20 protein-coding genes and 5 pseudogenes are annotated in these 21,066 nt (G+C 43.8%); 17 read left to right on the top strand and 8 right to left on the bottom strand.

Translation table 11 applies throughout. The features are described from left to right. Positions 1-19 precede the first annotated feature (19 nt). Complete coding sequence (locus tag PXH59_RS10680; protein WP_285808310.1) at positions 20-1,639, bottom strand: AMP-binding protein; 1,620 nt, start codon at positions 1,637-1,639, stop codon at positions 20-22. A gap of 261 nt (positions 1,640-1,900) precedes the next feature. Between PXH59_RS10680 and PXH59_RS10675 the strand changes: the two genes are divergently transcribed. Continuing rightward, positions 1,901-2,650, top strand: coding sequence for an SDR family oxidoreductase (locus PXH59_RS10675; RefSeq protein WP_047767843.1), 750 nt, complete (start codon positions 1,901-1,903; stop codon positions 2,648-2,650). 120 nt (positions 2,651-2,770) lie between these two features. Then, complete coding sequence (locus PXH59_RS10670) at positions 2,771-3,439, top strand: epoxyqueuosine reductase QueH (RefSeq protein WP_047767801.1); 669 nt, start codon at positions 2,771-2,773, stop codon at positions 3,437-3,439. Between the two features lie 301 nt (positions 3,440-3,740). Here PXH59_RS10670 and PXH59_RS10665 read toward each other — a convergent pair whose 3' ends face one another. The 4 genes and pseudogenes from PXH59_RS10665 to PXH59_RS10650 form a co-directional block, all read right to left on the bottom strand. Next, the gene (locus tag PXH59_RS10665; RefSeq protein ID WP_285808309.1) at positions 3,741-4,556 is read right to left on the bottom strand and encodes a helix-turn-helix transcriptional regulator; all 816 of its coding nucleotides are present in this window, start codon (positions 4,554-4,556) and stop codon (positions 3,741-3,743) included. Positions 4,557-4,784: 228 nt separating this feature from the next. Then, positions 4,785-5,495 (bottom strand): annotated as a pseudogene (locus tag PXH59_RS10660) (IS630 family transposase); the annotation flags it as partial. A 26-nt stretch (positions 5,496-5,521) separates the two neighbouring features. Continuing rightward, positions 5,522-6,228, bottom strand: a protein-coding gene (locus PXH59_RS10655) for an IS1 family transposase (RefSeq protein WP_285808308.1) whose coding sequence is annotated in 2 segments (ribosomal slippage) — positions 5,522-5,979 and positions 5,979-6,228 — 708 coding nt in all. Because the reading frame shifts where the segments join, the coding sequence is not laid out codon by codon here. A gap of 70 nt (positions 6,229-6,298) precedes the next feature. Next, positions 6,299-6,616, bottom strand: a pseudogene (locus PXH59_RS10650) (helix-turn-helix domain-containing protein); the annotation flags it as partial. Positions 6,617-7,163: 547 nt separating this feature from the next. On the opposite strand from PXH59_RS10650, the gene PXH59_RS10645 reads away from it, so the two are divergent. Next, positions 7,164-7,604, top strand: a complete 441-nt coding sequence (locus PXH59_RS10645; RefSeq protein ID WP_285808307.1) for a bactofilin family protein — start codon at positions 7,164-7,166, stop codon at positions 7,602-7,604. Between the two features lie 16 nt (positions 7,605-7,620). Beyond that, complete coding sequence (locus tag PXH59_RS10640; RefSeq protein WP_285808306.1) at positions 7,621-8,169, top strand: GNAT family N-acetyltransferase; 549 nt, start codon at positions 7,621-7,623, stop codon at positions 8,167-8,169. 65 nt (positions 8,170-8,234) lie between these two features. On the opposite strand, the pseudogene PXH59_RS10635 reads toward PXH59_RS10640, so the two are convergent. Continuing rightward, positions 8,235-8,856 (bottom strand): annotated as a pseudogene (locus PXH59_RS10635) (phage repressor protein CI). A 248-nt stretch (positions 8,857-9,104) separates the two neighbouring features. Here PXH59_RS10635 and PXH59_RS10630 point away from each other — a divergent pair. The 11 genes and pseudogenes from PXH59_RS10630 to PXH59_RS10580 form a co-directional block, all read left to right on the top strand. Beyond that, entirely contained in the window at positions 9,105-9,443 is a 339-nt protein-coding gene (locus PXH59_RS10630) for a DUF5347 family protein (RefSeq protein WP_047767849.1), read from the top strand. Between the two features lie 192 nt (positions 9,444-9,635). After that, complete coding sequence (locus tag PXH59_RS10625; protein WP_285808305.1) at positions 9,636-11,576, top strand: replication endonuclease; 1,941 nt, start codon at positions 9,636-9,638, stop codon at positions 11,574-11,576. A gap of 103 nt (positions 11,577-11,679) precedes the next feature. Then, positions 11,680-11,892, top strand: coding sequence for a hypothetical protein (locus tag PXH59_RS10620; protein WP_285808304.1), 213 nt, complete (start codon positions 11,680-11,682; stop codon positions 11,890-11,892). A 20-nt stretch (positions 11,893-11,912) separates the two neighbouring features. Beyond that, the gene (locus PXH59_RS10615; RefSeq protein ID WP_285808303.1) at positions 11,913-12,149 is read left to right on the top strand and encodes a DinI-like family protein; all 237 of its coding nucleotides are present in this window, start codon (positions 11,913-11,915) and stop codon (positions 12,147-12,149) included. A 243-nt stretch (positions 12,150-12,392) separates the two neighbouring features. Continuing rightward, positions 12,393-12,596: a tail protein X gene (locus tag PXH59_RS10610; RefSeq protein WP_047767809.1), complete on the top strand. Its 204-nt coding sequence runs from the start codon at positions 12,393-12,395 to the stop codon at positions 12,594-12,596. Between the two features lie 53 nt (positions 12,597-12,649). Further along, positions 12,650-13,135 (top strand): lysis system i-spanin subunit Rz, encoded by a 486-nt coding sequence (locus tag PXH59_RS10605; protein ID WP_285808302.1) that lies wholly within the window; start codon positions 12,650-12,652, stop codon positions 13,133-13,135. A 157-nt stretch (positions 13,136-13,292) separates the two neighbouring features. Next, positions 13,293-13,928: a phage baseplate assembly protein V gene (locus PXH59_RS10600; protein WP_047767811.1), complete on the top strand. Its 636-nt coding sequence runs from the start codon at positions 13,293-13,295 to the stop codon at positions 13,926-13,928. Then, on the top strand, positions 13,925-14,275 hold the full coding sequence (locus PXH59_RS10595; protein ID WP_047767813.1) for a GPW/gp25 family protein: 351 nt from the start codon (positions 13,925-13,927) through the stop codon (positions 14,273-14,275). Before PXH59_RS10600 ends, PXH59_RS10595 begins: the two co-directional genes overlap by 4 nt. Before the next feature lie 11 nt (positions 14,276-14,286). After that, entirely contained in the window at positions 14,287-15,195 is a 909-nt protein-coding gene (locus PXH59_RS10590; RefSeq protein ID WP_285808301.1) for a baseplate assembly protein, read from the top strand. Next, a complete protein-coding gene (locus PXH59_RS10585; protein ID WP_047767817.1) occupies positions 15,188-15,796 on the top strand; it encodes a phage tail protein I in 609 nt (202 codons plus the stop codon). Before PXH59_RS10590 ends, PXH59_RS10585 begins: the two co-directional genes overlap by 8 nt. After that, positions 15,793-16,405 (top strand): annotated as a pseudogene (locus PXH59_RS10580) (phage tail protein); the annotation flags it as partial. The gene PXH59_RS10585 and the pseudogene PXH59_RS10580, both read left to right, overlap by 4 nt. A 1,259-nt stretch (positions 16,406-17,664) precedes the next feature. On the opposite strand, the gene PXH59_RS20305 reads toward PXH59_RS10580, so the two are convergent. Beyond that, positions 17,665-17,832 (bottom strand): phage tail fiber protein, encoded by a 168-nt coding sequence (locus tag PXH59_RS20305; protein WP_491630986.1) that lies wholly within the window; start codon positions 17,830-17,832, stop codon positions 17,665-17,667. 25 nt (positions 17,833-17,857) lie between these two features. Next, positions 17,858-18,946, bottom strand: coding sequence for a phage tail fiber protein (locus tag PXH59_RS10570; protein WP_285808299.1), 1,089 nt, complete (start codon positions 18,944-18,946; stop codon positions 17,858-17,860). 359 nt (positions 18,947-19,305) lie between these two features. On the opposite strand from PXH59_RS10570, the pseudogene PXH59_RS10565 reads away from it, so the two are divergent. Continuing rightward, positions 19,306-20,479, top strand: a pseudogene (locus PXH59_RS10565) (phage tail sheath protein). A gap of 11 nt (positions 20,480-20,490) precedes the next feature. Next, positions 20,491-21,009 (top strand): phage major tail tube protein, encoded by a 519-nt coding sequence (locus PXH59_RS10560; protein WP_047767821.1) that lies wholly within the window; start codon positions 20,491-20,493, stop codon positions 21,007-21,009. Positions 21,010-21,066: the final 57 nt, after the last annotated feature.

Below are 21,066 nucleotides of genomic sequence, written 5' to 3'. Positions count from 1 at the left end.
TCATTTATCGTTATTGTCTTTATGCGGGGTATATCAGTCTTTGACACGTTTTCTCAATTGATCTTTTACAACTTTGCCATTGGCATTTCGCGGTAAAGTTAAAAAAAGTATATCCTTTAGGGCGTTTATAGCGTGCTATTACCGTACAAATATAATCGTCTAACTCCTGCTCCGTGAGTGTTGTATTTTCATCGAGTTCAATAAAAGCATGGGGAACTTCTCCCCAATAGGGATCGGGTTTCGCCACAACAGCAACCGCTAATACACTTGGGTAACTGGATAAGGCATTTTCCAGTTCAAGGCTGGAAATATTCTCACCCCCGGAAATAATGATATCTTTTTTCCTGTCGATGATTTTGATATAGCCATCAGGATCGACGACGGCTAAATCACCCGTATAAAACCATTGGTTGGTGATCTCCGGTGTCACATGACGTACCGGATCATAAGCTGCTACGATATTACCGCGGATTGCGATCTCACCGAGGGTTTTGCCATCAAAAGGAACTTCCGCGTTATTTTTATCAATAACGCTTACCTGACCCTGTAAATTAGAGACAATTCCCTGACGCATCCGTTTTAAGACTTTTTCTGATTCTGGCAATGCGTTCCATTCATGCTTATTTTCACAAACGACCACAGGGCCATAAGTTTCAGTTAGTCCATAAACATGCGTTGCATTGATACCGACTTCGTTCAGCAACGAAAACATCATTTCTGTCGGTGGGGCACCGGCAATCAGGCCATAAACGCGACCATTAAAATGCTTTTTATGCTTTTGCGTTATCTTGCCTAAAGCGTAGTGAATAATCGGGGCACCACAATAATGGGTGACGTGATGTTGCTGGATCAGTTGCATTGCGTCTTCTGCATCAAATTTCCTTATACAGATGTGTGTGCCAGCCCGTGCCGCAACTGTCCAGGGGAAACACCAGCCATTGCAGTGAAACATGGGAAGCGTCCATAAAAAGATGGGGTTCTTGGGCATGTCCCAATCCAGAATATTGGAAATGGCATTTAAAAATGCCCCACGGTGAGAATACACAACCAGTTTCGGTTGCCCGCTGGTGCCCGAAGTGCAATTGATACTTATAGCGGCTTGTTCGTCAATCTGGGTAAATGAGAGTGTCTTTGATGAGTGTTCGGTTACCAGTGATTCGTAAGAGATAAATTCATGTCCGGCAGGAGATATAGGAATAGCTGAGTTGTTTTCATCAACAATGATTATCTTAATTGGCTGCTTGAAAGCGACATTATTTAATAGTGAAAGGTAATTTTTGTCGATAAATAATATTTTGGGATGCAGTTTTTCAAAAACAAAATTTAATGTGGCTGCGTCTGTTCGGGTACTCAAGGCATTAAGAATGCCGCCGGCCAAAGGAACGGCAAAATGTAATTCAAGCAGTTCGTGGATATTGGGTAAAATAGCCGAAACGACGTTTTCTTTATCCACCCCCATTTGTTGGAGAGAGATAGCAAGCCTTTCACAGCGATTGGCATATTGGTGCCAGGTCCAACGCTGTTTTCCATCAATGATGGCGTTATCATGACCATTGCTCAATACAGCCCGTTTAAGAAATAAAAGCGGTGATAATGCAGTGCCGGTATATTCATGTAAGAATGAATTATCGATGATCATACTCTTCACTCCATATTATTATCGTTAACAAAATGTTATGTACTTTAAAAGTAATCTCTGGCAGCAGAATAAGCAATGTCGGAAAAATTTAAGGAAGATGCTTTATTTCGATTTTTCATGTAAATAATGTGACTTTATTTTGTGTTTTTTAATATGCTGCTTTCATTTATTAAACTTGATAAAGTCACGGTTTAAAAATAAATCGAAGAGTTCTATGTTAGATAATAAAAAACGTTAACCACTAATACAAAAGGAAAAGCGATGTTCAATTTAGCCGGAAAGATTGCTTTTATTTCAGGTGGCACCAAAGGTATTGGCACGGGAATTGCCAAAGTATTGAAGCAAGCGGGTGCGGTGACTATTATTGCCGGTACTGATGAGGTGAGAGGGAAAGCCATTGCCAAAGCGCTGGAAGTTGATTTCATTCCTCTTGATGTGACTGATCAAGCAGCCTGTAAAAACGTGATTACCCGGATTGTTGAAAAGTACGGCCGGCTCGATATTCTCTGTTCCAATGCCGGTATTTTTCCACAGCATTATCTGAAAGATATGACTGCGGAGGATTGGGATTTAGTGCACAGCGTCAACCTTAAAGGGACATTTTTTCTGGTACAAGCGGCATTGAATGTCATGGAAAAGCAGCGTTACGGGCGCGTTGTGATCACTTCATCAATAACGGGTGAGATAACGGGTATTCAGGGTTACAGTCACTATGGTGCCAGTAAGGCAGGGCAACTCGGGTTTATGCGCAGTGCCGCACTGGAATATGCGGGGCAAGGTATCACCATTAATGCCGTTATGCCAGGTATGATCATGACGGAAGGTTTAACGTCATTTGGTGATGAATTCCTCAGTTATGCGAAAGATATCACGCCAATGCGGGCTTTGGGTACGCCTGAAGATATCGGCTATGCCGCCTGTTTCCTGGCTTCCGATGAAGCGAAATATATTACCGGACAAACAATAGTCGTTGATGGTGGACAGGTTTTGCCAGAAGTACAGGAAGCCTGATTATGTGACAAAGATTGTCGTAAGACAGTAGAAAAAGGTAAAATGTCTATCCAGTAAACACAGGGAGGGGGATTTGTTCTCTTCCTGATTTTTTATTGTCTGAATCAGGTAAGAAATATTATGTCACTGAATGATGAGCGTAAACCTCTTCCACTGCCAAATGGGAACAAAAAAGTCTTGTTGCACTCTTGTTGTGCGCCATGTTCTGGGGAAGTGATGGAAGCCATGTTGGCTTCAGGCGTTGATTTCACAATATTTTTCTATAACCCGAATATTCATCCCCTGAAAGAATACGAGTTACGTAAAGATGAAAATATCCGTTTTGCGCAGGAAATGGGCATTCCTTTTATCGACGCTGATTACGACCGTGATAATTGGTTTGAACGCGCGAAAGGAATGGAAAATGAGCCTGAACGCGGTATTCGTTGCACAATGTGTTTTGATATGCGTTTCGAACGAACAGCACTTTATGCCTACGAACATGGTTTCCCAGTGATTACCAGCTCACTCGGTATTTCGCGCTGGAAAAATATGCAACAAATCAATGAATGTGGGGTTCGTGCTGCGTCCCGTTACCCTGACTTAATGTATTGGGAATATAACTGGCGTAAAGGGGGCGGATCTGCCCGCATGATAGAAATCAGTAAACGAGAAGCGTTCTATCAGCAGGAATATTGTGGCTGTATTTACTCGTTGCGGGATACTAATCGCCATCGTCTGGCTACCGGCCGTGAAAGAATTAAATTAGGTACAGTCTTTTATAGTGCAGATAGCAAGCAAAAAGAATAAAAAAAGCCTGCGCGGAAGCAGGCCGAAAATACGGCAAATATAAAAGTCCCTGGTGGTGACTTAGCACTTAGTCGGATTAGCTCTAAACAGTGATGAGTCACCATGACTATATGCGAGATGAGACGGCGTCGTCCAATGGATTGCACAGATCAATAAGAGGATATTGATCGATAAAAACGATCATAATATCTTCGCCTAATTGTGGTTGCGGCTTTTCAGTTTGATCTAAACAAGTTTATATCAAACTGGAAAGCCTTGATTTATGGAATATAGCACTAACGATTAGTTATTAAATGAATCGCTAATCTTTGCCGCATCTGGAGCGATTGGGTGTACAACCAAAACGTCGGCGATAGCTTTGAGTGAAATAGGACTGACTGGAAAAACCCGATTCCAGTGAAATATCGGCGATACTCATTTCGCTATTGAGTAATAATTGATGAGCATAAAGAATGCGTTGTTCACTAATCCAGGCTCTGGGTGAAGTGCCATAGACACTGTTAAAAAGCTCCTTAAAAGAAGTTAATCCCATACCGAATTCACGTGCGAAGTCATTCAATTTCCATTCTTTGAGATAGTGGGCCTCCATAAATGTTTGCAGGCGTTCCACCGGCCGGTTGCTTAATTTCCGTAGAATAGACATTAACAATGCGCCTTGTTTACCCAGGGAAAGCAGTAACAATAACTCTTCAACTCTTAGCTGAACCAAAGCCGGAGGGGAATCATGCGCCAGTAAGTTCGCCAGCCCGCGAATGCTTTCCGTTAACAAGGGAAACTGATTAAAAGGAATCAATCTGGACGCAGGGAACTCCTGTCGCTCTAACTGACTTAATAATGAGCCGAAACGTTGTAAAAAACGACGTAAAAACTCCATGTGTAAGGGCAACCATAAGAGCTGACAATTTTCTGTCCGGGTTTTAGCTGCATAACTTCCGGGGTGGGTAAAAAGGATTTCATTCGATTTAATGTGATAAGTGTTTATACAATCTTTCCACACCATTTCGCCATCAAGTAAAATATATAACCCTCTTTGTTTATGCTCCAGGATATTGAAATCCGGCATAGTCAACTGGATTGTGCAAATACTCTTTTGGTTTAAGCCCGTCGTCCTTTTCATCTAATACTCCTAATTTTCCGTATCGTGAGTAATCATTTTTTGATGAGTGCATGAAGTGTTTTTTTATTATTTAAATAACCGCTGGCATTATATAACTAAACATAAACTAAATAGCCATTGAGAATAATGTGTTTTTTCATGGCATCTAACCATGATGCATTTTTATTAATGCATTGTATGTGTTGTCAATAAATTGTGGGTTTATGTGATTGGGATATATATACCAATCTAACTTGAAGATGCCGGTTTTAAAATCTGAAAATTGTCAGTCAGTCGAGTCGTCAGTTCTTTCGCTTTTTCGGGCAAAGTGACATGAAAAAAGTGACGAAGGGTTTGACGGAACGTCTTCGCATTCGGAAAATAGACATTGTTACGCACTTGCTCATTCATATATTTCCACAATCGCTCTATCGGATTGAGGTTTGGGCTGTAAGGCGGTAGGTAATGCAATTCAATATTCAGGACATACGCAATATCTTTCACCAACTCGGCTCGGTGGTAACCCGCACCATCCAGAATAATATGGATTTTTTGCGAAAGCGGGTAAGTTTCCCGGATCGCCCCGAAGAAATACGCGATATTTTCAGCATTGATGCTCGGATATTCACGGATCACGGTGTCTTCAATACGTTGTAAATTGAGGGCACCCAGAATATTGAGACGGGTACGACTGCCGGTGGTTTCGATCTCTTTTACCTGATTCTTTCCCGCTTTCATCCAGCCATAGCTGAGCTTTGTGGATTGTGAAGGATGCACCGCATCAATAAATAGGATCGGCTCATTCTGACCCGCTTCATCTTTCAGAGATTGGTAGTAATCAATAAATTGTTGCTGTTTATTCGCATCAAATTTATGAAGCACTCCCTTGGGTTTTTTGTAGCTGAAACCTTGGCGGTGAAGCCATTTCGTTATTCCGCCCACGCTGAAAGAGACCTGCCAACGTGTTCGGGTCATGCACCCAATAGTTAGATAACCTTTGGAAGATAGTATTCACGCTCAATGAAAGTGCCTATCACTTTGTCATGCATTTCTTCGGATTTGGAATAACAGATCGTTTTCCGATTCAGTCTCTTGATGCGAGTACGTAAGGTCAGATTGGTTCTTTCGATACGTTGAGTAAATTTCTTCCCTCTAAAGTGTTTTTCCTCAGAAAGGCAATCGTAAACGGCATAATTATCGGTACAGAAAAATTGAATTTCGAAAGGAGCCAGAAGTGCCAGCAATTTGCTCAGTGTTTTCCTGCTGCGATCCCCCAATACGTGCGCGATTATTTGCTTTTGCTCCGGTTCCCAGGCATACCAAAGCCAGCGCTGATTCTTCTTGTTACCGACAAAAGACCATTGTTCATCAATTTCGCAGATAATATGAATATTATTTGCGGCCAGCGGCAGTGTAGTTACCTGTCTGGGTTCGAGTTTTTTAGGGTACGAAGAACGGTGTTGATACCCACCTTCAGGACACGAGCGGTGTCTCTGATACCGCCATTATTCGCAGCCATATCCACAATCTGATCTTTCATTCCGGGTTTGCAGGCTTGGTAGGTGTAATTCAGTTGAAAGGTTTTACGGCAGGCATAACAGTGATAACGCTGATGTCCGCTGCTTCCTTTTCCATGCCCTTTGACCTCTTCCGCTTTGTGACAGTAACGACAAACCACATCAACTTTAGCCATATCTCACCAGTAATAAAAAGTGGGGAGTTTACTACAACAATCTAATGATTGGGAGCATGACCCGTGTTCGGACATAGGCCACAATTTGAGTGGTAGTATGCATCAAATTTGTCGTCAAATAGTCAATCAGGTCGGCGGTTTGTTCGGCAGAGAGATGGCTTTCAGAGCCGCCATTTTCCGGGGTGAGCTTTTCCTGCGCGATGAAATCTTTTAGGTGACGGCTTACCGTACTTTCATGAATACGCAAGGCCTGTGCAATCATCTGGGCAGTCCAGCCCTCTGACGCTAAAAGCACGGCCTTGATGCGATCACAGACTCGACTATCACGAGTAGTATCATGCATCAATTCGAGGGCGCGTTTTTGTTCTGGTGTCAGATGAATTTTCATGGTTGCAAGCATGATCTGGTTTGGATAAGAAATCAAGCATCTTCAATGGCGATAGGTATAAATAAGAAATTAAATTTATGTATTTTTTTTATTTCATCAATGTGAGAAAATTAAATGACAAATCAGAGGATTAAACTCAAATAGAAGCTTTATCCGTGTAATAACGCTATAAATCACTCTGTTATAGCATCGTAGATTGTTTTTTATACTTGTACAATGGTAGGATGTGCTTCCACAGCCTGTTTGTTACCTGCTAAGGCATATGTATAGATATATTTTGCTGATGAAATATAAGAAAAAACCACAAAAACGAGAACAATATGACAATGTATCGTTTTTCAGATAACGCTTTTTTATGCAGTGTATGGCTCCTTTGGGGAATTGCATTGGGACTGTATCTGTATGGTGCGCATTTTAGCTGCACTATGACAGCAATTTTATCTTTTTTAGCCTTAGTGTTTTACTTTATGAAAATGAAATTGAGAATAAACGCTATGTTTGGAAAAAAACAACCGAGGCAGCGACTGCCAGTTCTGCGACTCCCGCTATGGGCATCAAGCCTGAAGAGAAAAAATTACCTGAAACCGAGATCCGTCCCAATACCATTATTGCAAAAAACTCTGTCTTCAAAGGGGATGTCGAAATGGACGGGGATATCCAGATCTGGGGTAAAGTTATTGGCAATATTCGCGTAAAAGGGGGGGCCATTCGGATTATGCATGCCGGTAAAGTAGAGGGTGAGCTGAATGCCCCTGAAATTATCATTGATGGTCATGTTGAAGGCACGTGCTGTGCGGAGACATTAGATATCCTTGAACATGGCGAGTTACGGGGTATTAGCCGTTGCGGCAGTATGTCAATTCGACGTGGTGGATTGTTTTTTGGTCAGTCTGAACAGGTTGATAATAAGAAAAAATCAGAAATAGAACGCGTTGTTTCTATTAGAGAAAATCAGGGTGATAAACCAAAAGTGAAAAGCAACGCGTGATAATCAAGGAGACGTTGTGATTGTTGAATTGGAAACAGAACGGTTACGACTCCGTGCCTGGAAAGCCTCAGACAGAGAACCTTTCTTTCGCTTAAATAGCAACCCTGACGTAATGACATTTTTCCCTGACATACTGACTAAAGCGCAGAGCGATACTTTTATCGATAATTGTATCCGCAAGTTTGAAACGCAGGGGGGTTGGGGATTATGGGCGGTTGAATTAAAACAGAATGGTGAATTTATTGGCTCTGTGGGGCTGAATATCCCGAACCTCAAATTTCCATTCTCGCCTTTTGTTGAGATAGGCTGGCGTCTGGACAAGCCATTTTGGGGACAAGGTTATACGTGTGAAGCCGCCCGCAGAATTTTTTACTTTGCATTTACCGAAATCGGGCTGGAAGAGGTTGTCGCTTTTACCACAGTTTCTAATTACCGCTCGGAAAATGTCATGAAAAAATTGGGCATGGTCAGGGATGAAAAAACCTTTCTCCATCCGGGCTTGGAAGAAAACCACCCATTGAGGGAGCATGTTCTGTATCGCCTCCGACGTTCAGATTTTGTATGAGAATGCTGCATGTCATCAAGGTTATCCTCATGGACAGGGATAACCTTGATGAAAATTGCCTTATGTTATTGTCTGGATATGACCAGAGCGACGCGGCCAATGAATTTGATATCGCTGATTGCACAATCAAAAGTGACGTCGCTATCGCTGACCCGAATCTTGCTGATTGGGATTTTGGCAATCTTTTTGATACTGTGCATACCTTCAATGTCCACCAGCCATAAACCATCTTGAATATTATCTTCCTGCGTATCCAGCAGATACCATGAGGCACCATCATCGACAATCAGTGGATTTTTGAGTTCCCTGGTAATCAATTCGCTGTCCAAAATCACAGGGCTAACGTCATTGAGTTTACCGCCCGATAATTTTACACGAGAAATGGATGGGGCAATGATATCTTCCAATCGTTCCGCTTTTTTTGCCGCTTTCTCCATCTGGGAACATTTCCCCCTGACCCGTGCTCAGCCACAGCAGTGAAGCGCCAGTTTCGAGAGTGCACTGGATGATCCAATCCGCCGGAAAGCTATCACGAAGGTAGCGGTTTGCCATCGTGCTTTTGGAAACGCCCAAATGGTCACTTAGGGCCTGACGTGATTTAAATCCATATGCGCGGACAAGACGTTCAATAGCAGGTCTTCCCCCACTATCGGCCCCCATTTTGATCTCAATATTGGTATTTTTCATTGACAGTACAGATAATAGCTATTAGTATCCCATCAAGGTTCTCGATATGAGACCCATGATAAGCCCGGATTGGTTAAGCTGAAAACCATTGAGAGATATTGCATCATGAACGCCCAGATTTCAATCTTTATACCTGATATCAAAATATTTCGGGAAGGCCATTCAGAGAATAGTCAGAGAGCTTGAAATAGGGGGAACCGTAGGAAATAGCAGAGGGATCGTTTGGTAGGAAAATGTTGAGGGAAAATATGGCGAATACTGAGAAGGAAAAATTTGCCCAGATTAACCTCGGCCAGCGGCTGGAAGGATTGAATCATTTGTCGAGGATTAGGGCGACATATTGGGGTGACAATGAAAAGGAGTTGGCGCGGTTTTTGGCTGATATGCGTGACAAAAGAGACGGTTACTACGAACAGAATAAACGGGCGTTATCTGCCATTTTCTATCTGGCGAATATTCCGCACTCCCGCCACGATAGTGAATTTAACCATTTTACCCAAGAGGAAAAGCAGGCGCTGATCAAGGCAATGAATCATATTAAGGTTGTTGTCAGTCAATTTCCGAAGTACCTGACATTACCTAATTAATGACAGCTTTCTATACTCGATAAATTTCAGGTTGCAATCCGCAAGACGACGCGAGGCCTTATATTTCCCTGCTGCGTGAGGAAATATAACACGCATCTTGAAGTTGGATGGGTATAAATATGTTCTCTCTCTTTTTTGAACCAATGGCATGGATACGCCAGGCTCTTACTCGTCCTGAATATGGTGAAATTGATGAATAGTAACATTATCACTTATGAACAAAACATACCGCTGGGTGTTTCAATGGCGGAGCGCCTGTTATGGGACGTTAACGCGGAAGATCATCAATGGCGTCACCAATATATAGGACAAATGCCGGATTTTCTGGCGAAATATTTTAGTCACCGTTATATCGATATTTTTCATCGTTCAGGGCGCCGTGATGCAAATTCTTTCCTGAGAAAAGCGGTTGGACAGAAGGTCTTGCCAAGATTGCAGTTAGTAAAAGAAAGATACCAGTTTAACCACCCTATTGCTGGTATGGCACCTTTTCCTTTTATTGAACAATTGGAAAATGTAGCAACGTATGGTCGCAAACAGCTCCTGAAACTGGCTCACGATATCTCCGTTTTTATTGCGGATAATTATGAGCACTATTCTTTGCGTGTTTCCCAAAAACACTCATCAACTTCTGTTGGTGGCAAAGATGAGTCATTTTCCCGTGTCGCTAAGTTGTATCAATTACTGGCAAAACTGACTTTGCAATGTGGTACTCATCCACCTTATTGGCAGCGTTTCAATCATGGCCGCAAACAGCCATCAGTTGATCAACTCTGTTCTGGCATGTTGCGCATGATGTCTGCCCGCTGGTGGTATTTTCGGTTAAAACGCCTGCGTGATATCCGATCTGAACATATGGCCATTGCCGTTGGGCAGGTACAGCAAGTCGCTTCTCCTTATGTTTCACGCCAGGCGTTACGGGAATGGCTGGAACAAAAACGGCACAATCGTGAATTTTTCAAGCATTTTGATTTGGAAAATGAAAAAGGGGAACGAATTTCACTGGCAGAGACCGTTGTTCATAGCAACGCAAATCCGGCAATCCGACGTTGTGAATTGATGGTCAGAATGCGCGGTTTCGAAGATATTGCCGACAAGATGCAATGTGTTGGGGAATTTTATACCATCACGGCACCTGCAAAATATCATGCTGTCCAGCATAAGGGCGGGTTTGTCAAATCCTGGAATGGCGCAACACCACGTGATACTCAACGTTATTTATGCGGTGTCTGGGCAAAAGCTCGGGCTGCGTTGGCACGGGCAGGTATTAACCTATTTGGTTTCCGTGTGGTGGAACCACATCATGATGGTACTCCTCATTGGCATATGGTGCTGTTTATGTTGCCGGAGCATTTGCAGCAAGTCAGAAGGCTCCTTGAGCATTACGCCTGTCAGGAAGAACAGGGCGAATTACAGGACGATGAAGCCAAAAAAGCGCGTTTTAATTATCGGGCGATCGATCCCAGTAAAGGCAGCGCAACAGGCTATATTGCCAAGTACATTTCCAAAAACATTGACGGTTATGCGTTGGAAGAAGAAAAAGACCATGAAACCGGCGAACCCCTGCGCGATATGGCAAAATCAGTGACTGCCTGGGCGAGTCGCTGGCGTATTCGCCAATTTCAACAAATCGGTGGCGCTCCCGTTTCGGTTTGGCGCGAATTGCGTCGGCTCAGGGAAGTACGCCTGTCTGACCACAAGATAAATGCAGTGTTACAAGCGGCAGATGAAGGAAATTGGGCTGCTTATACCCAAGCACAGGGCGGACCTTGGGTTTCACGTCGTGATTTAATTATTCGTTTATCTTACAAAAATATCCCTTTTGGCAGTCCTTACGGTGAGGATGTTCAATCCATACAAGGTGTGACCTCACCATTTTTGTCCCACGCCGAATTTATTTGTACGCGGATCCACCAATGGACCCTCGTGCCAAAATCAGAATCGACGGCTACCTCTGAACGAATTGTCTATAAAAGACGCATAAAATTTTCCTCTTGGAGTTCTGTCAATAACTGTACGGATGAACAGGCAAATAGAAAGAGAGCGGGTTATCCAGACCATAGAATTGTCGTAGCAGAAAAATCAATCAAATTGGCAAATATTTCTGCTAAAACAACAAACAATAGTCACTAACTATTAAATTTAATGACTAAAACAGGCAAAAAATACTTTAATTTTAGTCTTATTACGTGTACTGTATATACATACAGTTTCTTATATAGAGGCAGATAGATCAGTGGAATCTCTTATAGAATCATTGGTAGCGCAACGTATCAATTTCATTGCTAGAATGGCAACAAGTTGCGAATGCAATCATGCGGAAGACAAAGAGCTGGCACTGGTTTGGATAGCAGAGCTATCTGCACCTTATGAAAAAAGGTTTAACAGTTACCAGAGTAAACAGGAAAGCGATCTGTTAGGGAATTCGGGTGCAATAATAGAAGAATAGATTTGGCAGCGGGGGAAATCATGCGAGTAGAGATACTTTTCGATAAACGAGCTAATGTTTCTGAATCAGTCATATCTTCATTAGAAAGTGAACTAAAAAAAAGAATATTACCACACTATCCTGATACGAATTTTAGAGTTGAAATTAGCAGCAGCACCTCCGTGAGGGTGACAGGGACTAAAAAAAGTAGTGAACACGACCACATAATGGAACTCATTCAAGAGGTTTGGGAGGATGATAGTTGGCTATCTGATTAACGCTGACAAAGGGGCAATATCCTCCAATGAATAGCCTCCAATGAATAGCCTCCAATGAATATCCTCCAATGAATAGTAGTCATTGTAATAAGAGATAATCGCCAAGGGGCAGGAAATGATTTCCTGCCCCTTGGTTTATGTACCACTCACCTGACAATCCCACCGCATTGAGGCATTTTGCTAATTATTTGATCATAACTCTCCGATTTACTAACTGACTTTTGCAAAGAGGAAAGAGAGTGTATGCAAGTTATCGCACAACAAAATGAGACAGTTGATGCCATTTGCTGGCGTCATTATGGTCGTACATTGGGAATGACTGAGCGTGTGTTGCTGGCAAACCCGGGATTGGCTGATTTTGGCGCGGTACTGCCGCATGGAACGAAAGTTGAAATGCCAGAATTTATGCCGGTCGCCAGTAAACCTATTATCCAGCTTTGGGATTAAGGGGAGGTTGAACGGGTTTGTTGGGAATTAATACACTAAAAACGATGCCCTTAATGATGAGCCTGGTCATTGGCGGAAGCCTTGGCTGGTGGGGGCATCGCTCCCTGTTTCTCAGCGAAGTGGCGGGTTTGAAACAGCAACAGGCTGCGCAGCTTGCTGCCATCAACCAAAAAGCCTATTCAGAAACGTTGGCAGCTATTGGGCAAATGAAAGATGCGCAAAACCGGGCTGCACAATTGGATGAATACTATTCAGGAAAATTAGCTCATGTCACCGAAAAAAATGCGGCTTTGCGTGCTGACATTATGGCTGGTCATCGGCGGGTGCAAATCGCCGCCGCCAACCTTGCTACCTGTCAGCTCACCCAAAACCGAGATACCGGCACCCGCCGCATGGGCGATGGAACCCAAGTCGAACTCACTGCAAACGCTGGACACGCTATTTACGATATCCGAACCGGCATCATCAAAGATCAGGCCAAATTAGATTATTTACAACAGTATGTACGGGATGTTGTTCGGCAGTGTCAATCGGAATGAGCGCATCTTATTGCAATGCGGTTTTCAAGGCCTTCTTTCATTCCAAAGAAGGCCTTTTATTTTATTGATTTAAAAAGATTTTTATTCTGGATTTGTATGCTGTTTCTTACAAACCCAGTTTAATGTCCGGCCTGCTGTTTCATGGCATTCTTACGTCATGAACACACAACTCACTGAACTGACGCGCTTATTGCGCAACCTGATCCGAACCGGCGTTATTACCCAAGTGGATACCACAAAGGGAATGTGCCGAGTAGCGACAGGCAATCTTGAAACCAACTGGCTGCACTGGTTGACATCCAGAGCGGGAAACTCCCGCACATGGTGGGCACCCAGTGTCGGTGAGCAGGTTTTATTACTGTCCATAGGCGGAGAACTGACCACCGCCTTTGTATTGCCTGCGATTTTTTCAGATGAGTTTCCGGCACCATCAACATCACCTGAAGCGACGCATATCAAGTTTCCCGATGGTGCCGTGATGGAATATGAACCGCAATCTGGCGCATTGACTGTGACTGGTATTAAAACCGCGACAGTAACTGCTTCGGATTCCGTCCATATTACCGCGCCGGAAATCACCTGTGTCGCCAGCACCCGAATTACGCTGGATACACCGGAAGTCATCTGCACGCAGCTAATGAGCACAGGCAACTTGATCGTGCGCAACGGCGGCAAAATGACGGGCAATATTGAACACACCGGAGGCACATTCAGTTCCAACGGCGTGGTCGTGGATTCCCATAAACACACCGGCATCCGGTCAGGCGGTGACACATCAGGAGGCCCCGTATGATGTACCTGGGAATGAATCGGCAGACGGGCCGAGAGCTGACAGATTTGGCCCATATCCGGCAATCCGTCAGCGATATTTTATTAACCCCTGTGGGCAGCCGTATTGCGCGCCGTCCCTACGGTTCTTTGCTGCCAGAACTGATTGACTGGCCACAAAACGCAGCGCTTCGGCTTCAGGTTATGGCGGCCAGCTATACCGCAATCAGCCGTTGGGAGCCACGCGTGATGCTGACCTCCATCACGATGGAAACCCGGCAGGACGGCAAAATGGTGGTGGATATTACGGGTACTTATCATCAATCCGCCAAGGAATTTTCACTTTCTATTCCGGTGAGCCATTCCCGGTGAGGTAATAAGTCATGCCAACAATCGATTTAAGCCAGTTGCCACCACCGGATGTGGTTGAGCCACTGGATTACGAACAACTGCTGGAAGAGCGTAAAAAAGGCTTGATCTCGCTCTATCCAGAAGATCAGCAAGATGCCATTGCACGTACTTTGCAGCTGGAATCTGAACCTTTGGTCAAGTTGTTGGAAGAGAACGTTTATCGTGAGCTGCTCTTGCGTCAACGGGTTAACGAAGCGGCGCGGGCGGTGATGGTGGCCTATTCAACAGGCAGTGATTTGGATCAGTTGGGAACGAACAACAACGTTTCCCGTATGGTTCTGCATCCTGCGGATAATTCTACCGTGCCACCGACACCGGCGGTGATGGAATCTGACAACGATTACCGCGTGCGCATCCCACAGGCTTTTGAAGGTTTGAGTGTTGCCGGTCCGGTTGGTGCGTATGAATACCATGCACGCAGTGCGGATGGTCGTGTCGCTGACGCTTCGGCAATCAGCCCGTCGCCCGCTAACGTCACCGTGACCATTATGTCGCGGGAAGACAAGGGGGTTGCTTCCAAAGCGCTGCTGGAAATAGTCGAAAAAGCGCTGAACGACGAAAACGTGCGACCAGTGGCGGATCGCCTGAAAATCCAGTCTGCGAACATTGTGGAATATGAAATTGATGCGGTGTTGTACATCTTCCCTACACCAGAATCAGAACCGATCCGCAAGGCGGCAGAACAGCGACTGAAATACTATGTTGAAGCCCAGCACCGTCTGGGGCGTGACATTCGTTTGTCAGCGATTTATGCCGCACTGCATGTGGAAGGTGTCCAGCGCGTGGAATTGAAAGCGCCGGTGAAAGACGTCGTGCTGGATAAAACTCAGGCGTCTTACTGCACCAAAACTACCCTGACGATGGGAGGCTCGGATGAGTGATCGCCTCCTGCCGATGGGTTCGACTCAGCTAGAACTTGCGGCGGCCAAAGCCTGCGCTGAATTGCAGAAGGTCAAGGTTCCGTTACGTGAGCTGTGGGACCCAGACACGTGTCCGGCATCACTACTGCCTTATCTGGCCTGGGCATGGTCAGTTGATCGCTGGGACGAACGTTGGTCTGAGAGTACCAAAAGGGAAGTGATCAAAAGCTCGCTATTCCTGCATAAACATAAAGGAACGATTGGTGCGATCCGGCGGGTTGTCGAGCCATTGGGTTATCTCATCCGCGTAAAAGAGTGGTGGCAGACCAACGATGCTCCGGGCACCTTCCGGTTGGATATCGGTGTACTGGAAAGCGGTATCACCCATGAAATGTTCGAGGAGCTGGAAAACCTGATTTTTGATGCCAAGCCAGTGAGCCGACATTTGATTGGGTTGGACATCAACCTGGATACCCGCGGTGGATATCACTATTCGGCGGCGACTTACAGTGGTGACGAACTGACGGTTTATCCTTATTTCCCGGAACAAGTAACAATCTCCGGCTCAGAAGTTGTGGGCGCGGGCATACATATTATTGATGACATGAGGATTAGATCATGAGTACCAAATATTTTGCGCTATTGACGCAGTTAGGCGCAGATAAGTTAGCAAATGCGGCGGCATTGGGTACTAAAATTGAAATTACCCATATGGCCGTTGGTGATGGCGGCGGCAGCCTGCCGACGCCGGACACTAAACAAACCAAATTGATTAATGAAAAGCGTCGTGCAGCGATTAACACGCTGAGCATTGATCCCAAAAACACCAACCAAATTGTTGCAGAACAGGTTATTCCTGAAAACGAAGGTGGCTGGTGGATCCGTGAGATTGGCCTGTTTGACAAAGACGGTATTCTGATTGCCGTAGGTAACTGTGCGGAAACCTACAAACCCCAGTTGCAGGAAGGTTCCGGCCGCACCCAGACTATTCGCATGATTCTGATTGTCAGCAGCGCGGATTCGGTGACATTGAAAGTTGACCCGTCTGTGATTCTGGCTACGCGTGAGTATGTGGATGATTCCATTAATAAACATGCCAACAGCCGTAACCACCCTGACGCGACGCTGAATGAGAAGGGTTTTGTGATCCTGAGCAGCGCAGTGGACAGCAATAGCGAAACGCATGCGGCAACCCCGAAAGCGGTAAAGGCGGCGTATGATTTGGCGAAGGCGGCGGAGAATAATGCCAATACGCGTTTGGAGAAAAACAAGAATGGTGCAGATATTCCCGACAAAAAGGCGTTTGTAGAAAACCTCGGTTTAGCGGGAACGGCTAAAATGCCTATTGGTACTACTTCCAATACCTTAATGGAGGGTGATGATGCACGAGTTGTATATATGTACAATAACTACATTAACGAACGTACAGCGCTAGCCGTTAATAAAAATGCATCTCTGACAGATCTTGCAGGTTCTGAAGATCGTTTGCTTCCAGTGGGGATGGGAATACACGCTAACAATAGATTTTGGAATATATTTGATGTTGAGTTCACGAGAGTGATAACAGGTATTGAACCAGAGAATCGCCCTCCATTGGTTCGTGAGCTTTTACAGTACATGAAAATGGATAGGCTCTATTTTCATGGGGATTTTAATATAATGAAACTGACAGCTAAGGAAGCAGTTGATAAGTTTGAGCATTATATTTTTTATATTCCTAATCAGCATGTTCAAACTGGTTGTTTTATGAGTTTTGTTGTTTATCATAAAATAGTTGGCAATGCAGACTGGTGGTGGTGTAATAATTCAGTTAAAGAGACATGGCATCAGAATACAAGTCATTTATTTAGTAATTCCTCTCCAGGTGATTATTCACATATTGATTTTAATGTAAATAATAAATTATCTATAGGCGATACGCTTTACATTGCTTTACCACAAGTTGTTACGGGAAAATGGAATTCAGAGTGTTTATGCCCGCAGCTTTTTAACATTGGTTCTGGACTTGGATCTTAATATAGGAATAATAAATGAATATTTTAGATGACATTAAAAAAAACAATAGATTTGATTCTGGTTATATTGTTACATCAAGAGGCATTGAACCTACAGAAGTTGTTCTAGTTAGGAATTTTATTCGAAATAAGATTGATGGTTTATCTGATTCTGGTACTCGTGAGGGCATCTTGTTCGATATATTAGGGATATTATTAGTTAATTTTTCTAATTTAGTAATAGAGCTGAAAAAGGTAAAAACATTAGAAGACATAAAATCTATATCTTTACCAACAGCAGAAATTTTTAACATGATTTATAAAACTATTAATGATGGTTCATTTATTTTCCCTTACATGGTTAAATCCGATGGGATTTCTAAATCTTTTTATGATATTAAAAATTTATCAAACAATATTTCAAATATATTTATGGATGTACAAAAAAAAAGAAAAATAATTATAGGGGCGTTATGCCCCTTGCTTATTATAGCGGTTAAGAAAATTCTCTCTGTTTTTTATTCCAAACAGAATCTTCAGGCATCTGTACACGAACATCTAATCGACAACCCACAGGAATATCGCAAGGTTCCCCATCAAGATAAAATATTTCTTTACCTTCCACGATTTCTTTTACTCTCCAGTTTTGGAATTTTTCAGGCAGATGTGAATGTTGGCGATGGAAAGTTTCAAGTATAATGCTTCCATCTTTTTTTTACCTTATCATCAATGTAGATGAGTTCCAGCCCGTTGTTATTTTTCGGGGACGATATACCTCCATATACCCCCCATGCCTTATCAGAGGTATAACCCAATATCCCTGATATTTTATAATGGCCGATATTAATCTTAGTAACAGTTGCACCTTCTGATTCATTATTAGTTATGCATGTACCATCAGAATAAACTTCTATTATTGGAGAAGATATCCTGAGAAAACCATTATTATCTGGTTTGGCATTATTATCATCCCAAAATTTACGAGTAAATATTTCATTTTTATTGATATGATCTGTACGATATGTATTTCCTCTATGCATGAAAATCAATCTATGACTCCATATTTGATCTTCCCCCTCATTTGAGGCTCCATTTACATTGCTAAATCTTAGCTGAACACCGAAATCAGTTGGTATATTATATTTTTTGAGAAATGAAGCTTCAGGACCGAACCCAGAATAACCATTGTAAATATTGTTCCAGCCATCCAAATATGTGATGCGCATTGCATCATTAACTGATGCCGCTCCGATATCACTAGCGGATGGTTTATTAAATGGGCTATAGATTCGCTCTTCTTTACCATTTTTAGGATCACGTTCCCATAATTCTTTACCCATAATCCAATTATCGGCATGAATGATTCCTGCTACTTTTCCACCTGAGCTTGAAAATGCACCGATATCAGCAGCAGATGGCTTATACCCTTCATGATAGACCTGATGTCCTTTAACTCGGAGATTATCCGATTTAAGACTCATCCATTCCGTGGTTCCTCCTCCAGAGAGGCTATGCTGCCATTTAAAATATTCGTTACCATTATCTGCGGTTTTAAACCACATATAGGAGTCGGTATCAGCATCTCCGGTATTTTTAAAACCGATAGCGGCCATGTCCGTGTTTCTGCGCCAAGCTATCTCAGTGTCAGTCGAAATAGTGATATTCCCTGTCACCTCGCCCCCACTACGTGGCAAGGCATCGGCCGCCAATTTTTGGGTTTCCATCAAACCGAGGTTTTCCGAAATCCACAGATCCTTACGATCCAGCCAAGATCCCACTCCCTAATCCCTGAAAACCAAAACCCAGCGACAAAAAAGAGCCATTTTTGCCTGTCAAAAAATAACCAAAAGCCAGAATCACACTGAATAATCCTGAAAAGGATAAATTTTAAACCAAATAAAGCTCAATAAATGATTAAATCAAGGTTGTTATTCAACCAATTTAAGGCTCTCCCCCAACCAAACCACCTAATTCCCCCAAACTCAATCGAAATCAATTAAAAACTAACTCAACAAATTGATTATAAACAAAAATATAAACCCACACTTGTACCATCCCCCACACACCGCCAATCGAATGATTTCCCCCGCCTAATCCGCCAATATATCAGCACACCTTAACAGGAGAGAACGCTAACATGGCACAAGATTATCACCACGGCGTCCGTGTACAGGAAATTAACGAAGGTACTCGTACCATCACTACCGTTAGCACCGCTATCGTAGGTATGGTTTGTACTGCCCCTGACGCAGACGAAAAAACATTTCCATTAAACACCCCAGTTCTGATTACTGACGTTATGAGCGCCAGTGGCAAAGCAGGGAAAAAAGGCACTTTGTTCGCTTCACTGAAAGCTATCGCTGCGCAGGCTCAGCCTGTGACTGTGGTTGTTCGTGTAGAAGAGGGTGAAACTGAAGAAATAACCGCTTCTAACATCATCGGTGGTGTCACTAATGAAGGTAAGAAAACCGGTATGCAGGCGCTGTTGGCGGCGCAAAGCCAGCTCGGTGTTAAGCCCCGTATTCTGGGGGTTCCGGGTCTGGACTCAAAAGCTGTGGCTATTGAACTGGCTTCTATTGCCGAGAAACTGAAAGCAATGGCATATGTGAGCGCTTATGGCTGCAAAAAAAATCGAAGAAGTCATCAAATATCGTGAAAATTTCAAGCATCGTGAGCTGATGCTGATTTGGCCTGACTTCCTGAGCTGGGATACTGTCACCAACAGCGAAGCGACTGCTTTTGCAACCGCTCGTGCTCTGGGTCTGCGCGCTAAGATCGACCAGGAAACCGGCTGGCATAAAACCTTGTCCAATGTGGGTGTCAACGGTGTGACTGGTCTGTCCGCTGATGTGTTCTGGGATCTGCAAGATACCGCGACTGACGCTGATTTGCTGAACAAAGCTGGCATCACGACGCTGATCCGCAAAAACGGTTTCCGTTTCTGGGGTTCACGCACCTGTTCTGATGACGCACTGTTCCAGTTTGAAAGCTATACCCGTACCGCTCAGATTTTGGCTGACACTATGGCTGAATCACACATGTGGGCGATTGACAAACCGCTGACCCCATCGTTGGTACGCGACATTATCGAAGGTATCAATGCCAAGTTCCGCGAGCTGAAAGCCGGTGGTTACATCATTGATGGTCGTTGCTGGTATGACGACAAAATCAACGATAAAGACACCCTGAAAGCAGGAAAATTGACCATCGATTATGACTATACCCCTGTACCGCCACTGGAAAACATGATGTTACGCCAGCGCATTACAGATAGTTACCTGATGGATTTCGCTAAAAGTATCAATAAATAAGGGGCTGACTGATGGCTTTACCTCGCAAACTTAAATACCTGAATTTGTTCAACGATGGCAACAACTATCAGGGCATTGTGGAAGAACTGACTCTTCCTAAATTGAGCCGCAAGCTGGAAGCCTACCGTGGCGCCGGCATGAACGGCAGTGCAATGGTGGATCTGGGCCTGGATGAAGGCGCACTGGATGCTGAATTCACTCTGGGCGGTGTTGAATCTCAACTGTACAAACAGTGGGGCATAGCGAAAGCGGATGGCGTCATGCTGCGCTTTGCCGGCTCTTTTGAGCGCGAAGATACGGGTGACGTAGTTGCAGTTGAAGTTGTGATGCGTGGTCGCTTCCAGGAGTTTGATCACGGCACGTATAAACAGGGTGATAACACTCAGACCAAAATCACCGCCAAAAACACTTATTTCAAACTGACATGGGGTGGTGAAGAACTGATTGAAATCGACACCATCAACATGGTTGAAAAAGTCGGTGGGGAAGATCGTCTGGAGCAACATCGCCGCGCTATCGGTCTTTTTTAATCGCTTCTTTTAGCAATTAACTTTTTTAAAACTTATTTCCTGTCTCTTCAAGGCGTG

The organism is Xenorhabdus bakwenae (genome assembly GCF_030272115.1).
GTDB lineage: Bacteria > Pseudomonadota > Gammaproteobacteria > Enterobacterales > Enterobacteriaceae > Xenorhabdus > Xenorhabdus bakwenae.
The sequence above is the reverse complement of the archived record's forward strand: the minus strand, read 5'-3'. Positions and strand labels throughout refer to the sequence as shown.

Coding starts and splice junctions, on each gene's coding strand:
- PXH59_RS10645 (WP_285808307.1), top strand. CDS start 7,164: ATGGGCATCAAGCCTGAAGAGAAAAAATTACCTGAAACCGAGATCCGT.
- PXH59_RS10560 (WP_047767821.1), top strand. CDS start 20,491: ATGGCTTTACCTCGCAAACTTAAATACCTGAATTTGTTCAACGATGGC.
- PXH59_RS10590 (WP_285808301.1), top strand. CDS start 14,287: ATGCCAACAATCGATTTAAGCCAGTTGCCACCACCGGATGTGGTTGAG.
- PXH59_RS10680 (WP_285808310.1), bottom strand. CDS start 1,639: ATGATCATCGATAATTCATTCTTACATGAATATACCGGCACTGCATTA.
- PXH59_RS10600 (WP_047767811.1), top strand. CDS start 13,293: ATGAACACACAACTCACTGAACTGACGCGCTTATTGCGCAACCTGATC.
- PXH59_RS10610 (WP_047767809.1), top strand. CDS start 12,393: ATGCAAGTTATCGCACAACAAAATGAGACAGTTGATGCCATTTGCTGG.
- PXH59_RS10605 (WP_285808302.1), top strand. CDS start 12,650: ATGATGAGCCTGGTCATTGGCGGAAGCCTTGGCTGGTGGGGGCATCGC.
- PXH59_RS10615 (WP_285808303.1), top strand. CDS start 11,913: ATGCGAGTAGAGATACTTTTCGATAAACGAGCTAATGTTTCTGAATCA.
- PXH59_RS10595 (WP_047767813.1), top strand. CDS start 13,925: ATGATGTACCTGGGAATGAATCGGCAGACGGGCCGAGAGCTGACAGAT.
- PXH59_RS10665 (WP_285808309.1), bottom strand. CDS start 4,556: ATGAAAAGGACGACGGGCTTAAACCAAAAGAGTATTTGCACAATCCAG.
- PXH59_RS10585 (WP_047767817.1), top strand. CDS start 15,188: ATGAGTGATCGCCTCCTGCCGATGGGTTCGACTCAGCTAGAACTTGCG.
- PXH59_RS10675 (WP_047767843.1), top strand. CDS start 1,901: ATGTTCAATTTAGCCGGAAAGATTGCTTTTATTTCAGGTGGCACCAAA.
- PXH59_RS10625 (WP_285808305.1), top strand. CDS start 9,636: ATGAATAGTAACATTATCACTTATGAACAAAACATACCGCTGGGTGTT.
- PXH59_RS10670 (WP_047767801.1), top strand. CDS start 2,771: ATGTCACTGAATGATGAGCGTAAACCTCTTCCACTGCCAAATGGGAAC.
- PXH59_RS10630 (WP_047767849.1), top strand. CDS start 9,105: ATGGCGAATACTGAGAAGGAAAAATTTGCCCAGATTAACCTCGGCCAG.